The sequence below is a fragment of the Burkholderia plantarii genome, assembly GCF_001411805.1.
Classification (GTDB): Bacteria; Pseudomonadota; Gammaproteobacteria; order Burkholderiales; family Burkholderiaceae; genus Burkholderia; species Burkholderia plantarii.
Genome location: NZ_CP007213.1, coordinates 2,053,688 through 2,069,846, shown reverse-complemented (window position 1 = coordinate 2,069,846; position 16,159 = coordinate 2,053,688). Strand labels below are relative to the sequence as shown.

The 16,159-nt window shown below is 72.0% G+C and carries 15 protein-coding genes; 11 read left to right on the top strand and 4 right to left on the bottom strand.

Annotated elements, in window-relative coordinates; translation table 11 throughout:
• Positions 1-368: 368 nt before the first annotated feature.
• The 7 genes from bpln_RS25925 (at position 369) to bpln_RS25895 (ending at position 7,312) form a co-directional block, all read left to right on the top strand.
• On the top strand, positions 369-1,226 hold the full coding sequence (locus tag bpln_RS25925; RefSeq protein ID WP_042629453.1) for an ABC transporter ATP-binding protein: 858 nt from the start codon (positions 369-371) through the stop codon (positions 1,224-1,226).
• Positions 1,223-2,056, top strand: coding sequence for an ABC transporter permease (locus tag bpln_RS25920; RefSeq protein WP_055140421.1), 834 nt, complete (start codon positions 1,223-1,225; stop codon positions 2,054-2,056). Before bpln_RS25925 ends, bpln_RS25920 begins: the two co-directional genes overlap by 4 nt.
• A complete protein-coding gene (locus bpln_RS25915) occupies positions 2,053-3,036 on the top strand; it encodes an ABC transporter substrate-binding protein (RefSeq protein ID WP_338025973.1) in 984 nt (327 codons plus the stop codon). The genes bpln_RS25920 and bpln_RS25915 overlap by 4 nt, the downstream gene beginning before the upstream one ends.
• 79 nt (positions 3,037-3,115) lie before the next feature.
• Positions 3,116-4,438, top strand: coding sequence for an amidase (locus bpln_RS25910; RefSeq protein WP_055140420.1), 1,323 nt, complete (start codon positions 3,116-3,118; stop codon positions 4,436-4,438).
• A gap of 42 nt (positions 4,439-4,480) precedes the next feature.
• Positions 4,481-5,146, top strand: a complete 666-nt coding sequence (locus bpln_RS25905) for a GntR family transcriptional regulator (RefSeq protein ID WP_055140419.1) — start codon at positions 4,481-4,483, stop codon at positions 5,144-5,146.
• A 57-nt stretch (positions 5,147-5,203) separates the two neighbouring features.
• Positions 5,204-6,703: an amidase gene (locus bpln_RS25900; protein WP_055140418.1), complete on the top strand. Its 1,500-nt coding sequence runs from the start codon at positions 5,204-5,206 to the stop codon at positions 6,701-6,703.
• Positions 6,704-7,120: 417 nt separating this feature from the next.
• A complete protein-coding gene (locus tag bpln_RS25895) occupies positions 7,121-7,312 on the top strand; it encodes a hypothetical protein (protein WP_055140417.1) in 192 nt (63 codons plus the stop codon).
• Positions 7,313-7,336: 24 nt separating this feature from the next.
• On the opposite strand, the gene bpln_RS25890 is transcribed toward bpln_RS25895, so the two are convergent.
• From bpln_RS25890 to bpln_RS25875, 4 genes are read right to left on the bottom strand one after another with little or no spacing between them, the layout of a single operon-like run.
• Positions 7,337-7,921, bottom strand: coding sequence for a peroxidase-related enzyme (locus bpln_RS25890; RefSeq protein ID WP_055140416.1), 585 nt, complete (start codon positions 7,919-7,921; stop codon positions 7,337-7,339).
• Positions 7,918-8,469 (bottom strand): carboxymuconolactone decarboxylase family protein, encoded by a 552-nt coding sequence (locus bpln_RS25885; protein ID WP_055140415.1) that lies wholly within the window; start codon positions 8,467-8,469, stop codon positions 7,918-7,920. The genes bpln_RS25890 and bpln_RS25885 overlap by 4 nt, the downstream gene beginning before the upstream one ends.
• Before the next feature lie 57 nt (positions 8,470-8,526).
• Positions 8,527-9,987, bottom strand: a complete 1,461-nt coding sequence (locus tag bpln_RS25880) for a SidA/IucD/PvdA family monooxygenase (RefSeq protein WP_055140414.1) — start codon at positions 9,985-9,987, stop codon at positions 8,527-8,529.
• On the bottom strand, positions 9,984-10,970 hold the full coding sequence (locus tag bpln_RS25875; RefSeq protein ID WP_055140413.1) for a LysR family transcriptional regulator: 987 nt from the start codon (positions 10,968-10,970) through the stop codon (positions 9,984-9,986). The genes bpln_RS25880 and bpln_RS25875 overlap by 4 nt, the downstream gene beginning before the upstream one ends.
• Positions 10,971-11,308: 338 nt before the next feature.
• Between bpln_RS25875 and bpln_RS25870 the strand changes: the two genes are divergently transcribed.
• The 4 genes from bpln_RS25870 to bpln_RS25855 are packed head-to-tail and all read left to right on the top strand — an operon-like array spanning position 11,309 to position 15,988.
• The gene (locus bpln_RS25870; protein WP_055140412.1) at positions 11,309-12,505 is read left to right on the top strand and encodes an ABC transporter substrate-binding protein; all 1,197 of its coding nucleotides are present in this window, start codon (positions 11,309-11,311) and stop codon (positions 12,503-12,505) included.
• Positions 12,506-12,527: 22 nt separating this feature from the next.
• Positions 12,528-14,339: an ABC transporter permease gene (locus bpln_RS25865; RefSeq protein WP_055140411.1), complete on the top strand. Its 1,812-nt coding sequence runs from the start codon at positions 12,528-12,530 to the stop codon at positions 14,337-14,339.
• Between the two features lie 7 nt (positions 14,340-14,346).
• Entirely contained in the window at positions 14,347-15,195 is an 849-nt protein-coding gene (locus bpln_RS25860; RefSeq protein WP_055140410.1) for an ABC transporter ATP-binding protein, read from the top strand.
• Positions 15,196-15,247: 52 nt separating this feature from the next.
• A complete protein-coding gene (locus bpln_RS25855) occupies positions 15,248-15,988 on the top strand; it encodes an ABC transporter ATP-binding protein (protein WP_055140409.1) in 741 nt (246 codons plus the stop codon).
• The last annotated feature ends 171 nt before the right edge of the window (positions 15,989-16,159 follow it).

Sequence of the window (16,159 nt, the reverse complement as noted above, 5' to 3'; positions counted from 1 at the left end):
GCACAAGGCCCGCAGCGCCGCCAGCCGGATCGAATCCATCGCGATCCCGGATACGGCGCGGACACACCGACAGGTTTTCCAGCTCCGGCGGCTTCGTTCAATAACGAAGAACAACGAAGTCGCCTCCTTCCCCCGTCCTCCCTCGGCGATCGTTGCCGGCGCACCGCCTCGTGCGCCATCGCGGTGCGGCATTCCCCGCGCCGGCACGACACTTCACCAGCCCGCACGTTTTTCGTGCGCGACCCGCGCCCCAGCTTGCGGCACGCGGCCGCCACCGACTTTTTTTCATTTTGTGCCACGGCTTTTTTGATTGTGCATGATGCGTTGTGCATAGCACAAACGTACATCACGTACCGATGGAGATGTCCATGAATCTCTCTGCCTTTGCCGCTGCGCCTGCAGCGGGCGGGATCGATGCGATGCGCGCATCGGGCACGGACCGCCTCAGGGTCCAGCAGCTCAGCCATGCATTTCGGACTGCAGACGACGTGGAGGTGCCGATCTTCGAGCGGCTCGACTTCAGCGTGAAGCGCGGCGAGATCGTGTCGATCGTCGGGCGCAGCGGCGCCGGCAAGAGCACGCTGTTCAATCTGGTGTCCGGGCTGATCCGGCCGCAGTCGGGCCAGGTGAGCGTGGGCGCGCGCGAGGACGGCAGCGCGGGCCGCATCGCCTACATGCTGCAGAAGGACCTGCTGATGCCGTGGCGCACGGTGTTGCAGAACGCGGTGCTCGGCATCGAGCTGTACCGCAAGATCGGCCCGGCCGATCTCGAACGCGCGCGCCAGATGCTGTCGCGCTACGGGCTGGGCGCCGTGGCCGACGCCTATCCGCATTCGCTGTCGGGCGGCATGCGCCAGCGCGTGGCGCTGACCCGCACGCTGCTGGTCGATCCCACGCTGGTGCTGCTCGACGAGCCGTTCTCCGCGCTCGACTACGAGACCCGGCTCGCGCTGGAGGACGACGTGATGATGCTGCGCGAGCAGAACGGCACGAGCGTCGTGCTCGTCACGCACGACATCGAGGAGGCGATCGCGGTCAGCGATCGCGTGATCCTGCTGGGCGGGCGCCCGGCGCGCATCGAGGACGACATCGAGGTGCGCCTCACCACGCACGGCCCGCGCACCGCGGTGTCGGCGCGCGAGGCGCCGGAGTTCCGCACCTACCACTCGCGCGTCTGGAACGGACTGCGCAGCCACACCATCCAGCACGCGGGAGCCACGACATGAGCGACGTAGCGATGTCTTCCAATTCGTCGAATTCGTCCAATCTGCCGCCGCGCCGGCGCGCGAAACCGCGCCGCGCCGCCCGGCTCGGCACCACGGGCGCGGTCGCGCTGGTGGTGCTGCTGCTGATCGGCTTCTGGCAGCTGGCGGTCTCGGCGGGCTGGATCAACGGCAAGCTGCTCGGCTCGCCCACCGGCATCTGGCTGGCCCTGCGGCAGGGGCTCGACGGCGGCACGCTGGTCGGCGACACGCTGGTCACGTTCTACGAGACCGTGCTCGGCCTCGTGATCGGCAGCGGCCTGGGCATCGCGGCCGGCCTGCTGCTGTGGTTCGTGCCGCGCGTCTCGGGCGTGGCCGAGGGCCTGTCGATCATCCTCAACAGCATCCCGAAGATCGCGCTCGGCCCGCTGATCGTGATCTGGTTCGGCTCCGACATGGCGTCGAAGGTGTGGCTGGCCGGCATTTCCACGTTCGCGGTGGCGATGATCTCGGCGTGCGCGGCCTCGCGCGAGATCGACCGCGATCTGCTCAACCTGTTCCGCTCGTTCAACGCGCGGCCCGCGCTGATCTTCACCAAGCTGATCTTGCCGGGCGCGCTGCCGTGGGTGTTCTCGACGCTGCGCGTGAACATCGGCTTCGCGCTGATCGGCGCGGTGGTGGGCGAGTACATCGCCTCGCAGGCCGGGCTCGGCCACGAGGTGTTCGTCGCGGGTTCGCTGTTCGACCTGAACACGGTGTGGCTCGGCATCATCGTGCTCACGCTGATGGCGACGCTGCTGAGCTGGATCGTTCAATTCACGGAAGCGAAGGTGATTTCATGGAAGGCAAGATGATGAAGCGAATCAACATGCGCACGGGAGCAATCGCGGCGGGCGTCGCGCTCGCGGCCGGACTGGCGGGACAGATGCAGGCGCGGGCGGCCGAGCCGGTGACGGTGTACCAGGCGTTCCAGTCGATCCAGTACCTGCCGCTCTACGTCGCGATCGACAAGGGCATCTTCGCGAAGAACGGGCTCGACGTGAAGAAGGTGACGGCCAGCAGCGGCGCGGCCGGCGTGGCGGCGGTGATCGGCGGCCATGCCGATTTCTCGCTGCAGGACCCGATGACGGCGGTGCTCGCGAACCTGAAGGGCGCCAGCGTGATCAGCGTGGCCAACGTGGTGGCGGGCGTGCCGGTGTGGGTGATCGCGCCGCCCGAGGCCGGCGTGCATCAGCCGGGCGACCTGTCGGGCAAGAGCGTGGCGGTGGCGCTGCCGCCGTCCACCAGCACCTACCTGCTGCAGCGGCTCGTGAAGGACCAGAAGATCGACAAGGTCGCGCTCAACACGGTGCAGATCGGCACCGAACTCGCGCCGGTGAGCGCGGGCCGCAGCCAGGCGGCGGCCGTCTACGAGCCGCAGGCCGACACCGGCATCGCGCAGGGCTACCGGATCGTATATGGTTTCCCGAAGGCCTACCCGGGCGGCTACGCGTTCTCGACCATCGACACGCTGGCGTCCACCATCAAGGACAAGCCGAAGATGGTGGCCGCCTTCGTGAAGTCGATGGCCGAGGCCGAGGCGCTGATCCGCCAGTCGCCGCAGACCGCCAAGGACGTGGCGAAAAGCGAGTTTCCGACGCTCGACCCGAAGATCGTGGAGGCTGCCGTGGGCCGCCTGATCGACCAGAACATCTATGCGCCGACGCCCGCGATTTCCGAGCAGGCATTCCGCAACGCGCTGGACCTGCAGGAGTCGATCGGCAACATCAAGCCCGGCAGCGTGACCTACGCCGGCGCGGTCGACAATTCGTTCGCCGCGGCGCTGGGCAAGTGAGTTCCGCGCGGGCCCGCCCGCGCTTCGATCAACGCGTTCGCGGCCGGGGGCCGGCGAACGCTCCGCAGGGAGCCGCAACATGACCGAAACCGCCCCGTCGTTCGTGACCACGCTGATCTCGCAGCGCGGCGAGCCCGCCGCGAGCCGCGCGCGGCTGGCCGCCAGCATCGCGCGCGCCGAGGCGCTCGAACCGGTGCTGCGCGCCTTCACGCATCGCCCGGCCGCGTATGCCGAGCCCGCCGCCGGCGCGCCGCTGGCGGGGCTGCCGGTGGGCGTGAAGGACCTGATCGATACGGCCGACATGCCGACCGCCTACGGCTCGCCGATCTACCGCGAGCATCGCCCGGCCGCCGACGCGGCCGTGGTGGCGAAGCTGCGCGAATACGGCGCGGTGGTGTTCGGCAAGACCGTGACCACCGAGTTCGCGTGGCGCCAGCCCGGCCCGACCGTCAACCCGTGGCGCACCACGCACACGCCGGGCGGCTCGTCGAGCGGCTCGGCCGCGGCGGTGGGCGCGGGCATCGTGCCGCTCGCGCTCGGCACCCAGACGGTGGGCTCGGTGATCCGGCCGGCTGCCTACTGCGGCGTGGTCGGCTACAAGCCGAGCCACGGCGGCGTCTCGCGCGAGGGCGTGCATCCGCTCGCGGCCTCGCTCGATCACGTCGGCTTCTTCGCGCAGTCGGTGGAGACGGCGGCGCTCGCGCACGCGCTGTTCGTGGCCGGGCAGCCGCAGGCCATCGGCGACGTGGCGAGCTGGCAGGCCTGGTTCGCGCCGCTGGCCGTGCCGCCGCGCCTGGGCGTGGTGCGCACGCCGTTCGACGCGCGCATGCAGGCGGCGCAGAAGGACAACTTCGAGGCGTCGCTCGCGCGCCTGCGCGCGGCCGGCGCCGAGGTGGTGGAGATCGCGTTCGGCGCCGACCTGGCGCGGATCGTCGACGCGCTGCAGGTGATCCTGCGCGTCGAGGCGTGGCGGGCGGTCGGGCCGGTGGATCGCGATCATCCGGGGCAGCTGAGCCAGCACATGCGCGCGCTCGTCGATGAAGGCGCGGCGATGCCCGAGGCACGCTATCGCGAGGCGCTGGACCTGCAGCGCGCGCTGCGCGCCGAATCGGCGGCGCTGCTGGACGGCTGCGACGCACTGGTCGGCGTGCCGGCCACCGGCGCGGCGCCCGAAGGGCTCGACGACACCGGCGATCCGGTGTTCTGCGCGCCGTGGAGCCTGATCGGCATGCCGGCCGTGACGGTGCCGTCGGGCTGGACCGCGCAGGGCCTGCCGCTCGGCTTCCAGGTGGTCGGCGCGTTCGGCGCGGACCTGGCGACGCTGCGCATCGCGGCCTGGGTCGAGCGCGAGATCGGCGCGCGGCGCGATCTCGATCCCGGCGCGTTCGGCGCCGTGGCCTGACACACCGTTATCGGCAGCCGCATCGGCATCGGAGGGGACATCATGGGCAAACCGTATCGCACCATCCAGGAATATGTACTCGGCACGCTGCGCGCGGAGATTCTGCAGGGCGTCTACGCGGCCGGCACGCGCCTGCGCCAGGAGGAGGTGGCCAGGCGGCTCGAGGTGAGCACGACGCCGGTGCGCGAGGCGTTTCGCGACCTGCGCGCGGAAGGGCTCGTCGCGATCGATCCGAACAAGGGTGTGGAGGTGCGCGGCCTGACGGCCGGCGACGTCAGCGAGATCTACGAGCTGCGCATGCTGCTTGAACCGATGCTCGCCGCGCGCGCCTGCGGGCAGGCGAGCGAGGCCCAGCTCGAGGCCGCCACCGCGTGCCACGACGCGATGAGCGAGGCCGCGCCGAGTTCGGAGCAGTGGACGCTGCTCAACGAGGAATTCCATCAGGCGCTGATGCAGTGCGAGGCCGGCACGCGGCTGTTCGAGGTGGTGCGCGGGCTGTCGCTGCTGGCGCGCCCCTACGTGTCGCTCTCGATGTACGTGCAACCGGACATCATGGCCAGCAACAACCACGATCACGCGCAGCTGCTGGCGGCCTGGCGCGCGCGCGACACCGCCGCGGTGCATGAGCAGACGCGCCTGCACCTGCTCAATACGCGCGACGCGATCGTGGCCTGCGTCGACCGGTCCGCGGGCGCGCTGGCGGCCTGAGCGCGCCCGTGCTTCACGGGCCGGCTTCGTCCGGCCGCTCATTCTTCCCCGATCCGCATGTCCGCCACCTTAACGGAACTATCCGCCGTCGAGGCCCGCCGCCTGATCGGCGCGGGCCAGCTCTCGCCCGTCGAGCTGCTCGACGCCTGCATCGCGCGCATCGAGGCCGTCGGGCCGGCAGTGAACGCGCTCGCGGCCACCGCGTTCGAGCGCGCGCGCGACGAGGCCCGGCTCGCGCAGGAAGCCGTCGCGCGCGGCCGGCCGCTGGGCCTGCTGCACGGCCTGCCGATCGGCGTGAAGGATCTGGAGGAAACGGCCGGCCTGCTGACCACCTACGGCTCGGTGCCGCATCGCGACCACGTGCCGGCCGCCGACAACGCGTTCGTCGCGCGCCTGCGCGCGGCGGGCGCGATCGTCGCCGCCAAGACCAACACGCCCGAGATGGGCGCCGGCGCCAACACGCGCAACGCCGTGTGGGGCGCCACCGGCAATCCGTTCGATCCGGATCTGAACGCGGGCGGCTCGTCGGGCGGCTCGGCGGTGGCGCTCGCCACCGGCATGCTGCCGCTCGCGACCGGCTCGGATCTCGGCGGCTCGCTGCGGATTCCGGCGGCGCTGTGCGGCGTGGTCGGGTTTCGCGCCTCGCCGGGCTTCGTGCCGTCGGCGCAGCGGCTGCTGGGCTGGGCGCCGAACTGGGTCAGCGGGCCGATGGGCCGCAGCGTGGCCGACGTGCGGCTGCAACTGGCCGCCGTGGCGGGCCACGCGCCCGACGATCCGCTCGGCTATCCCGCGTGGCTCGATCCGCGGGCCGGCCCGCGGCGCGATCCCGCCACGCTGCGCATCGGCTACACCGAGGATTTCGGCGTCTGCGCGGTGGATGATTCGATCCGCGCGACGTTCCGCGCCAGGCTCGCGCGCCTCGCCTCGCTGGTGCGCGTGTGCGAGCCGGTCGAGCCGGAGCTGGCCGACGCGCACGAGGTGTTCGACGTGGTGCGCGCGCAGGAATTCGTCGCCGCGATGCGCGAGACCCACGAGCGCGATCCGGCGCTGCTCGGGCCGAACACGCGCGCCAACTACGAGATGGGCAGCGCGTTCACGCTCGCCGACGCGGCGCGTGCCGAGACGCGGCGCACCGCGATGTACCGGCGCTTCCAGGCGCTGTTCGCGCGCTACGACCTGATCGTCTCGCCGGTGTCGCCGGTCACGCCGTTCGCGTGGACCACGCCGCATTGCGTCCGGATCGGCGACATCACGCTCGACACCTACTACCGCTGGGTCGCGCTGACCTACGTCGTCACGCTCTTGACCAACCCGGCGCTGTCGCTGCCGTGCGGCGTCGACCACATGGGCATGCCGTTCGGCCTGCAGGTGATCGGCCCGATGCGCGGCGAGGCCGGCCTGCTCGACGCGGCGCAGGCGCTCGAAGCCGCGTTCGCGCGCGATGCGGCGCTGGCGCGGCCGGTTCCGGATCTGCGCAAGCTGATCGGGTTGCGCGAGCGGATGCCGGCGCGGCTGCATGCGATCGTCACGGATCCGCCGCTGCGCGAGCGGTTTTGAGGGCAAGTCGTGTCGTCGCGCGGACACGGGCGGACGTCCCGCTCGCGTCCGGCCCGATCGCGACATGCACGATGCCGTCCGCGATGGATGGCGCGAGCCCGCGCGCCCGGGGCCGGCATCGGGAGCCGCCTGGCCCGTCCATCACCGGTCACAAGGGATGGAACGATGTGCGGGCGCGTTCCTCCAGCCGAGGATTCAGGCGGTTGAGGATTGTCAGCAACCCGGTCCGTTTCGATCCGCCGCGTCACCGCGCCGGTCGGGCCACATTGACGATCGGCTTCGCGTCCGCGCAACCGGCGCCGGGGCACCGGCTCACCGATCGGAGGGGGCCGTCGACGGCACCGAGGCCGCCGCGATTCATCTGCCGAAGACTGGCGCGGCAGGCTACCGGGGCGGGGGCAGGATGCGCCCTGCAACGTGCGCGAGATCGCGTTCGGCGCCGCGCTGCTGAAAGCCGGACCGAACGTGATCACGCTGCGCCATGCCGATGCGGTGCCGTTCGCGCGTTTCGGTCCCGCGTCGCGGGACCGATCGGTGCCGGCGAACACGACACCGGGCCAGGTGATGTACGACGCGCTGCGGCTCGACGTGCCGGCGGACGCGAAATGACGCCCGCCGGCATCGTCGCGATGCTCAGGGTGCCGCAGCGGCCGGCACCGGCTCGCCGAGCGACAGCATCAGCCGGTTGGCCCAGGCGAAGATCGCGACCGCGTGGGCGAGATCGAGGATCTCGGCCGGCGCGAGGCCGGCCGCCGCGAGCGCGGCGATCGCCTCGGCATCGACGGCGTCGGGCGCTTCGGTGAGCGCGATCGCGAAGCGCACGATCGCCCGCTCGCGCGCCGTGGTTCCGGCCCGGTCCGGGTTCGCGAAAACCTGCTCGATCACGAGGTCGTGTCGGGTCAGTTGCATGAATCGCTGCGCGTGGACCGAGGCGCAGTACACGCAACCGTTCACACGCGAGACCGCGGTGCTGGCCAGTTCGCGCTCGGCCCGCGACAGGCCGCCCGGCGCGTACATGATCGCGTTGAACACGGCGGAGCGCTCGTCGAGGATGGCCGGCTCATGCACCAGCAGACGGTAGTACTCGGAGGCGCGCGCCTGCGGATGGCTCGTTTCCAGCACGGCCAGCTGTGCCGGCGTGGCCGCCTCGAGCGGCACGGTGTCGAGCCATGCACGCCAGCCGAGCGGCGCGGACGTGAAGGCCAGGGCGGTGCTCATGGGGCCTCCGGCGCGAGATGGGCCTGAAGCGCGGCGCAGGCCGCCGCCACGCGTGCCTGATAGGTGACGAACGCGACGAGTTGCGACAGCGCGACGATCGCTGGCGTCGTCAACCCGGCCGCGCGCAACGCGAGCAGGTCGGCCGGCGAGGCGGTGGCCGGCGCGGCGACGAGCCGCCGGGTATGCGAGGCGATCGCCGAGAGCCGCGGCGGCAGCGCGGCCCGGTCGCCCTCGTCGATCGCGTGGAGCGTCGCCTCCACGGCCTCGGGCGCGGTGCCGGCCGCGACCTCGTGCTCGATCAGCCGTCGCCGGTACAGCCCGGCGAGCGCGTCGGCGCGCGACAGCACGGCCGCCTGACGCGCCGCGTGCAGCCGCTCGGTCAGCGCCAGGCCAGTCAACGCCGGATCGAACAGCGCGGCTTCGCTGCCGCGCGTGTGCCGGTCCGCTTTCTCGCGAGCCCGCCGCAGCCCGGCCACGGGGCCGGTGGCGTGCAGGCCGGCGGCCTGATCGATGGTGTCGGGCCAGGCGCCCGGTTCAAGTGCTGACATCGCGGGGACACTCCTCGAAAGAACGGTTGATGACGGCGCGGCGGCGTCGGTCGCGGCTCAGCGGCCGCCGGCGTCGCGCCACTCGTCGCCCAGCAGCTCGGCCTTGTCGTAGGCGAGCAGTGCCTCGTGGTGGCGCTCCCGGTCGGCGCGAAACAGCGCGCTGGCGATGCCGGTCGCGAGTCGCAGCGCGCCCTGGCTGATGCCCGGGATGTCGCCCGACAGCTTGCCGTGGCTGAGGCTCGCGGCGTGGTTGAAGCAATGGACGCGCGTGAGCGCCGGACAGGTGCCCGGCTCGCGTTCACGGAATGCGTAGGCCTCGCCGAGATCGGGCGAGTCCGCCAGTTCGTCGTTTCCCGGCCCCGGCGGGAAGTCGTCACGATCCCGCCAGCGCCGGATCCGTCCCGCGAACGCGGCGAACTCGGGGCGCGCGGCTCCGTCGTCGCGAAAGCCGGTCTGGAAGCCCGTCGCGAAGATCAGGAAATCCACGTGGTGGCTGCCGCGCGGCGTCACGACCACCAGCCCGTCCGGCTCGGCGCGCAGCGCCTCGATCGGGCTGGCGGCGTGGAAGAACGCGTTCGGATGGCGCGACACGCGCAGCACGCTGTCGCGCGGCGGCGGGGTCTGCGTACTCAGCGAATGATGGAGGAAGCGCCATCGGTCGGCCGCGTCGAGATCGGCGAAGCCATGCACGAGGCCCGGGCTGCCGATGCCGGTCAGCTTGTTGATGCGCGGGATGTCGTCGCGCCGGAACAGCAGGTCCACCCGTGTGGCGCCGGCTTCCAGCGCGGTGGCGGCGTTGTCGAACGCGGATGCGCCGGCGCCGACCACCGCCACGCGTCGCCCCGCCAGCGCCGCGAAATCGATGGCGTCCGACGAGTGCGCGTAGCGCGTGCGCGGGATGCCGTCGGCGACGGCCGGCACGAACGGGCCGCCGAGTGCCTCGCGGCCGGTGGCCAGCACCACGTGGCGGGCGAGCCGGACCCGCTGCTGGCCGCCGCTGCTGAGCGCCAGCTCGAGCAGGCCGTCGGCGCGCGGTCGCAGCGCGGTGAGCGCCGTGTCGTTGCGTACCGGCAGCGCCAGCACGCGGCGGTACCAGCGCAGGTAGTCCATCCACTGCACGCGCGGGATCCTGTCGAGCGCGTCCCAGGCGGCCCGGCCGAATTGAGCCTCGTACCAGGCGCGGAACGTCAGCGCCGCGAAGCGCAGCGCGGGGCCGGCCAGCTGCTTCGGCGAGCGCAGCGTGCGCATCCGCGCGTAGGTCACCCACGGTCCTTCGCGGCCGGCCGGCGCGCGGTCGTACACGCGGTGCTCGATGCCGAGCAGGCGCAGTTCGGCCGAGGCGGCGAGTCCGGCCATGCCGGCGCCGATCACGACGACGTCGTCTACGCGCCGGCCGTCTGCCTCGCGCGGCGGCACCCACGCCGGCGCGGGCAGGTCGAGCAGGCGCAGGTCGTCGGCGAGGCGCGCTTCGAGCGCCGCCAGCGAGTCCGACGAGCCGGAGGCGCGGTCTTGGCTCATGCCGAAGCCTCCGCGCGGCCGCGCGTGCGCGCGGCGCGATGCGTGGCGCGGCGCAGCAGCGCGTCGTGCGCGCCCGCCTCGTGGAACACCGTGTCGGGCAGCAGCGCACGCGTGGCGTCGGCCAGCGCGGCCAGCACGTGCCCGACGGCCGGCGCCGGCGGCTTGCCGGCCGGCGTCGCGATACCGAAGCTGAACGGGATCGCCACGTCGAGCGGCCGTGTCACCGTGCCGGCCACCGGCACGCCGAGGCCGGTGGCCGGATCGACGATGGCGATCGCGAGGCCGGCGCGCGCGGCCATCACCGCGTTCAGCGATGCATTGGTCTCGATGAACGCCACGGCCTCGACCCGCGCGGCGGTCAGTGCCGCGTCGATACGCGCGCGCAGCCGGTGGCGGTTCGCGACCGTCGCGATGCGGCGCCCGGCGAGTTCGCGCAGCGCGAGCACCGGGCGCGACGCGAGCGGATCCGTCGCGGGCAGCACGGCCACGCACGGCGTTTCGGCGATCCAGTGCACCTCGAGCCCGGCATGCGCGAGCGGCAGCGTGACGACGCCGATGTCGGCGGTGCGCATCAGCACCTCGTTGACGACATGCTCGGCCGAGGCGCCGCGCAGCACGTATTGCGGCGCCTGCCGGTCCGCGTCGAGCCGGGCGAGGGCGGCCGGCACCAGCGTGGCGGCGAGCGCGGGCGTGGCGGCGATGCGCACCGGCTCGGCCGCGTCGGCGCCGATCGCGCGGGCACGCGCCTCGATCGCACGCAGGCCGACCAGCGAACGCTCGACCTCGTCGTGCAGCAGGAACGCGCGGGGCGTGGGCGTGACGCGCGGGCCGTGGCGCTCGAACAGCACGTAGCCGAGGTCGAGTTCCAGCTCCTGGATCTGCCGCGAGACGGCCGGCTGCGAGCGGCCCAGCAGTTCGCCGGCGCCGGTGATGCTGCCCGCCGACATGACGGCGGAAAACGCTTCGAGTTGATGCAGTTCCATCGGCGGACACGAGTATGTGTTCGGCGCATTCTAGCGGCATCAGCATGCGTGATTCTTATAATGATTCCTGCTATCGACAGACGTGGACATGCAATGGGCCGCCTCGCGGCGAGGCCGTCTTCGCCGTGCCGGCGGTACCCCGTTCCTCGTGAATTCCCCGCGAAATCAAGGCCCGATGCGCCGCGCGCGGGCCGGCCGGGTGCCGGCCGTCGGATCCGGCGGGGCGGCGCCGCCGGATCGGGTTGGCCGGCGCGATATCGATATGCGGAAAACTTCGTTGGGACGCCCGAATCGTGCGTGATTTCATGGCCGCACTTTTTCGAACGAGCGAGGTTGGCATGACGGTTTCGAACAGCGGCGCGCATCGCGCGATGCGGCGCGCGCGCGCCGCGATGGTCGCGCTCGCGGCGGCATGGAGCGTGGCGGCGGGGGCGGCGACGCTCAACGCGGCGGCCACCGGCGAGCCGGTGCTGGTGGGCGTGAGCGGGCCGCTCACGGGCCAGGACGCGCAGTACGGCGAACAGTGGAAGCGCGGCTTCGATCTCGCGCTCGACGAGGTCAACGCGAACGGCGGCATCCACGGCCGTCCGCTCGCCTACGATTTCGAGGACAGCCGCAGCGACCCGCGCCAGGCCGTCGCGATCGCGCAGAAGTTCGTTTCGGATCCGCGCGTGCTGATCGAGCTGGGCGATTTCTCGAGCGCGACCTCGATGGCCGCCTCGCCGATCTATCAGCGCGGCCGGCTCGTGCAGTTCGGCTTCACGAATTCGCATCCAGACTTCACGAAGGGGGGCGACTATCTCTGGAGCACCGCGCTGAGCCAGGCCGAGGAACAGCCGCTGCTGGCGCGCTACGCGGTCAGCGACCTCGGCTTCCGCAAGATCGCGGTGCTGTACCTGAACACCGACTGGGGGCGCACCAGCAAGGACATCTTCGCCAGGGCAGCGGCCGGCTACGGCGCGCAGATCGTGGCGGCCGAGGGCTACCAGCCCAACGAGAAGGACTTCCGCTCGACGCTGGTGCGCATCAACGCGGCGCGGCCCGATTCGATCGTGCTGATCTCGTACTACGCCGACGGCGCGCAGATCGTCCGGCAGGCACGCGGCGCGGGCCTCGCGCAGCCGATCGCGGCGGTCGGCTCGGTCTACTCGCCGAAGTTCATCGAGCTGGGCGGGCAGGCCGTGGAAGGCGTCTACACCGAGTCGAACTTTTTTCCCGGCGAGCCGCGACCCGAGGTACGCAACTTCGTCGAGCACTATCGCGCGAAGTATCACGGCGATCCCGATTCGTTCGTCGCGCGCGCCTACGATGCCATGATCCTCTCGGCCGAGGTGCTGCGCCGCTACGGCACGACGCGCGAGGCCGCGCACGACGGCTTCGGCAGGATCGCCGATGTGCCGAGCGTGATCTTCGGCAAGGTGCGCTTCGATCCGGCCACGCGCCGCGTGGCTGGCGCCCGCACCGTGTATCTGGTGGTGCGCCAGGGGCAGTTCGCGCTGTGGGACGGCAGGAAGCCGGCCGCGGCCGCGCACTGACCGGCCGTTACCGGGAGCGCCCATGTCCACCTGGCTCGACTACACGATCAACGGCCTCATCGTCGGCAACATCTACGCGCTGCTGGCGGTCGGGCTCGCGCTGATCTTCGGCGTCTCGCACCTGATCAACTTCGCGCATGGCTCGGTCTACATGGCGGGCGCGTTCGCGGGCTGGTTCTGCCTCGCCCGGCTCGGGCTGCCGCTGCCGGCCGCGCTGGTGCTGGTGGCGGCGGTCTGCGCCGTGATCGGCCTCGCGATCGAGCGCATCGGGCTGCGGCCGCTGCGCCACGGCGCGCGCATCGCGCCGCTGCTCGCCACGATCGGCATCAGCTTCATCCTCGACCAGGCCGCGCAGCTGCTGTTCGGCGCCGATCCGCGTCCGGTACCGACGCCGCTGCCCGACTGGCACCTGCGCCTGGGCGGTGCCACGCTCGGCGCGCTCGACCTGCTGATCGCCGCGATCGGCCTGGCCGCCGCCGCGCTGCTGTTCGGCTTCCTGCGCTTCACGCGGCTCGGCTGGGCGGTGCGGGCCACCGCGCAGGATCGCGACGCCGCGCTGCAGATGGGTATCGACGTCGACCGCGTGAACCAGCTCGTGTTCGCGATCGCCTGCGCGCTCGGCGGCGTGAGCGGCCTGCTGGTGGGCATGTACTACAACAGCGTCGACCCGGCGATGGGCTTCCAGGCCACGCTCAAGGGCGTGGTCGCGCTGCTGATCGGCGGCCTCGGCAACGTGCCGGGCGCGATCGCGGGCAGCCTGCTGCTCGGCCTCGTGGAAAGCTACGGCGTGGCGCTGTTCGGCACCAGCTACCGCGACCTGTTCGCCTACGCGCTGCTGATCGTGTTCCTGGTGTGGCGCCCGAACGGGCTCTTCAGCGGCCGCCACCAGCCGCCCGCCGAGCCGATGACGGGCACCTTCCTCGCCGCGGCCAGGCCGGTGCGCGTGCCGCCGGGGCTGCTGGCCGCGCTCGCGGCCGTCGCGGCGGCGCTGCCGCTGGCCGGCGTGTCGGCCTACCTGCTGCAGACGCTGACCAACGCCTGGCTGTACGGCCTGCTCGCGCTGAGCCTGACGCTGGTGGCCGGCACCGTCGGGCAGGTCTCGCTCGGTCACGCCGCGTTGCTGGTGATCGGCGCCTATGCCTCGGCGCTGCTGTCGCTCGACCTCGGCTGGTCGCCGGCCGTGACGATCCCGTGCGCGGGCGCGATCACCGCCGCGCTCGGTACGCTGCTCGTCTACCCGGCGTTCCGGCTGCGCGGCCATTACGTGTCGATCGCCACGCTCGGCATCGGCGAAGTGGTCGGGCTCGTGATCCTCAACTGGGACAGCCTCACGCGCGGGCCGATCGGCGTGACCGGCATCCCGCCGCTGCCCGGCTCGCCGGGGCCGGCCGCCGTCTACTGGATCGCGCTCGCGCTGCTCGCGGGGTTCGCGCTGCTGCAGGCGCGCCTGCTGCGCTCGCATCTCGGCCGCACGTTGCGCGCGATCCGCGAGGACGACGTCGCCGCGCGCGCCCACGGCATCTCGCCGAATCGCTACAAGGCGCTGGCGTTCGCGTTCGGCGGCCTCGCGGCCGGCGTCGGCGGCGGCGTGGCCGCGCATCTGTACAGCTACGTGAACTACCAGACCTTCGATTCCCAGGTGTCGATCCTCGCGCTGACGATGGTGATTCTCGGCGGCCTCGGCAACGTGCCGGGCAGCATGCTCGGCGCCCTCGCGCTGATCGGCCTGCCCGAGCTGTTCCGCTGGGCGGCCGACTACCGGATGCTGATCTACGGGCTGGTGCTGCTGCTGCTCGTGCGGTTCCGGCCGCAGGGCGTGCTCGGCACGGTGTGAGGCGGCCATGAACGACATCGCGAATCCCGTCCCCCTGCTGGACGTCGCCGGCCTCGTGCGCCGCTTCGACGGCGTGACCGCGCTCGACGGCGTCGACCTCGCGCTCGCGCGCGGCGAACTGCTCAGCGTGATCGGCCCGAACGGCGCCGGCAAATCGACGCTGTTCAACCTGATTGCCGGCGTCGATCGGCCCGACGCGGGCCGGATCCGGCTCGACGGCCTCGACGTGACCCGCCTGCCGCCCGAGCGGCTCGCCGCGCTGGGGCTCGCGCGCACGTTCCAGCACGGCCGCGTGTTCGGCAACCTGAGCGTGCTCGACAACGTGCTGGTGGGCGCCCATGCCCGGCTGCGCGTCGCGCGGCGCGGCTGGCCGGTGCTGGGCGCGCTCGCCGAGACGCTGCGCGCGCTGCTGCCGGGCCGGCGCACCCGGGCCGAGGAAGCGGCGCTGCGCGCCGAGGCGCGCGCGCTCATCGCCGGCTTCGGCGAGCGGCTGCTGCCGCGCATCGACGAGCCCGCCCACAGCCTCTCGTATGCGAACCGGCGGCGCGTGGAGATCGGTCGCGCGCTGATGCTGAGGCCGCGCCTGTTGCTGCTCGACGAACCCACGGCCGGCATGAACGAGACCGAGACCGCCGAGATGCTCGAGCTGATCCTGCGGCTCAAGGCCGACGGCCTGACGATCCTGCTGATCGAGCACAAGCTCGACCTGGTGATGCGCGTGTCCGACCGCGTGATCGTGCTCGACAACGGCCGCAAGATCGCCGACGGCGCGCCGGCCGAGGTGCGCGACCATCCCGACGTGATCGAGGCCTACCTCGGCCATCGCCAGACTGCCCGGGCGCGTGCCGCCGCGTGAGCCGGGCCGCCGCGCGCCGCTTCCATCCGACACCGACGCCCACCGAGCGACCATGACCGACCCGCTGCTGCAACTCGACCACATCGATACCTTCTACGGGCCGGTTCAGGTCCACTTCGACGTCAACCTGACGGTCGGGCGTGGACAGATCGTCAGCCTGCTCGGCGGCAACGCGAGCGGCAAATCCACCTCGATGAAGCTGATCCTCGGGCTGACTCGCCCGCGCACGGGCACCGTGCGCTTCGACGGCGAAGACGTGACGACGCTGCCGACGCCGCAGCGCGTGCGGCGCGGCATCGCCGCGGTGCCCGAGGCGCGGCGGCTGTTCGGCGAGATGAGCGTGCGCGAGAATCTGCTGATCGGCGCCTACACGCGACGCGACCGCGCCGGCATCGCCGAGGACCTGGAGCGCGTGCTCGAGTTGTTCCCGCGCGTGCGCGAGCGGCTCGCGCAGCGCGCCGGCACGCTCTCGGGCGGCGAACAGCAGATGCTCGCGATGGCGCGGGCGATGATGGCGCGTCCGCGGCTCATCTGCATGGACGAGCCGACCATGGGGCTCTCGCCGCTCTACGTCGACAAGGTGCTCGACCTGATCGGGCAGATCAACGGGCAGGGCGTGACGGTGTTCATGGTCGAGCAGAACGCGAGCCTCGCGCTGCAGATCGCGCATTACGGCTACGTGCTCCAGACCGGCCGCGTCGTGCTGGAAGGGCAGGGCCGCATGCTGCTCGACGACGCGCGGATACGCAGCGCTTACCTGGGCACGGCCGCGGGCGACACGACCGGCGCCTGAGCGGCTCGCGGAGCGTCGCCTCCCGCCGCGTCGCGTCCGGCCTCTCGCCTGGCGGCGGGCGCGGGCAACCGGGCCGCCCCGATATGCCTTCTTCACGCCCGTTCATAACCTTCTGCCGATCCGTTATTGGATCGGCGCGCGCCCGCTTCTTATACTGGATTCCGCTTGGCA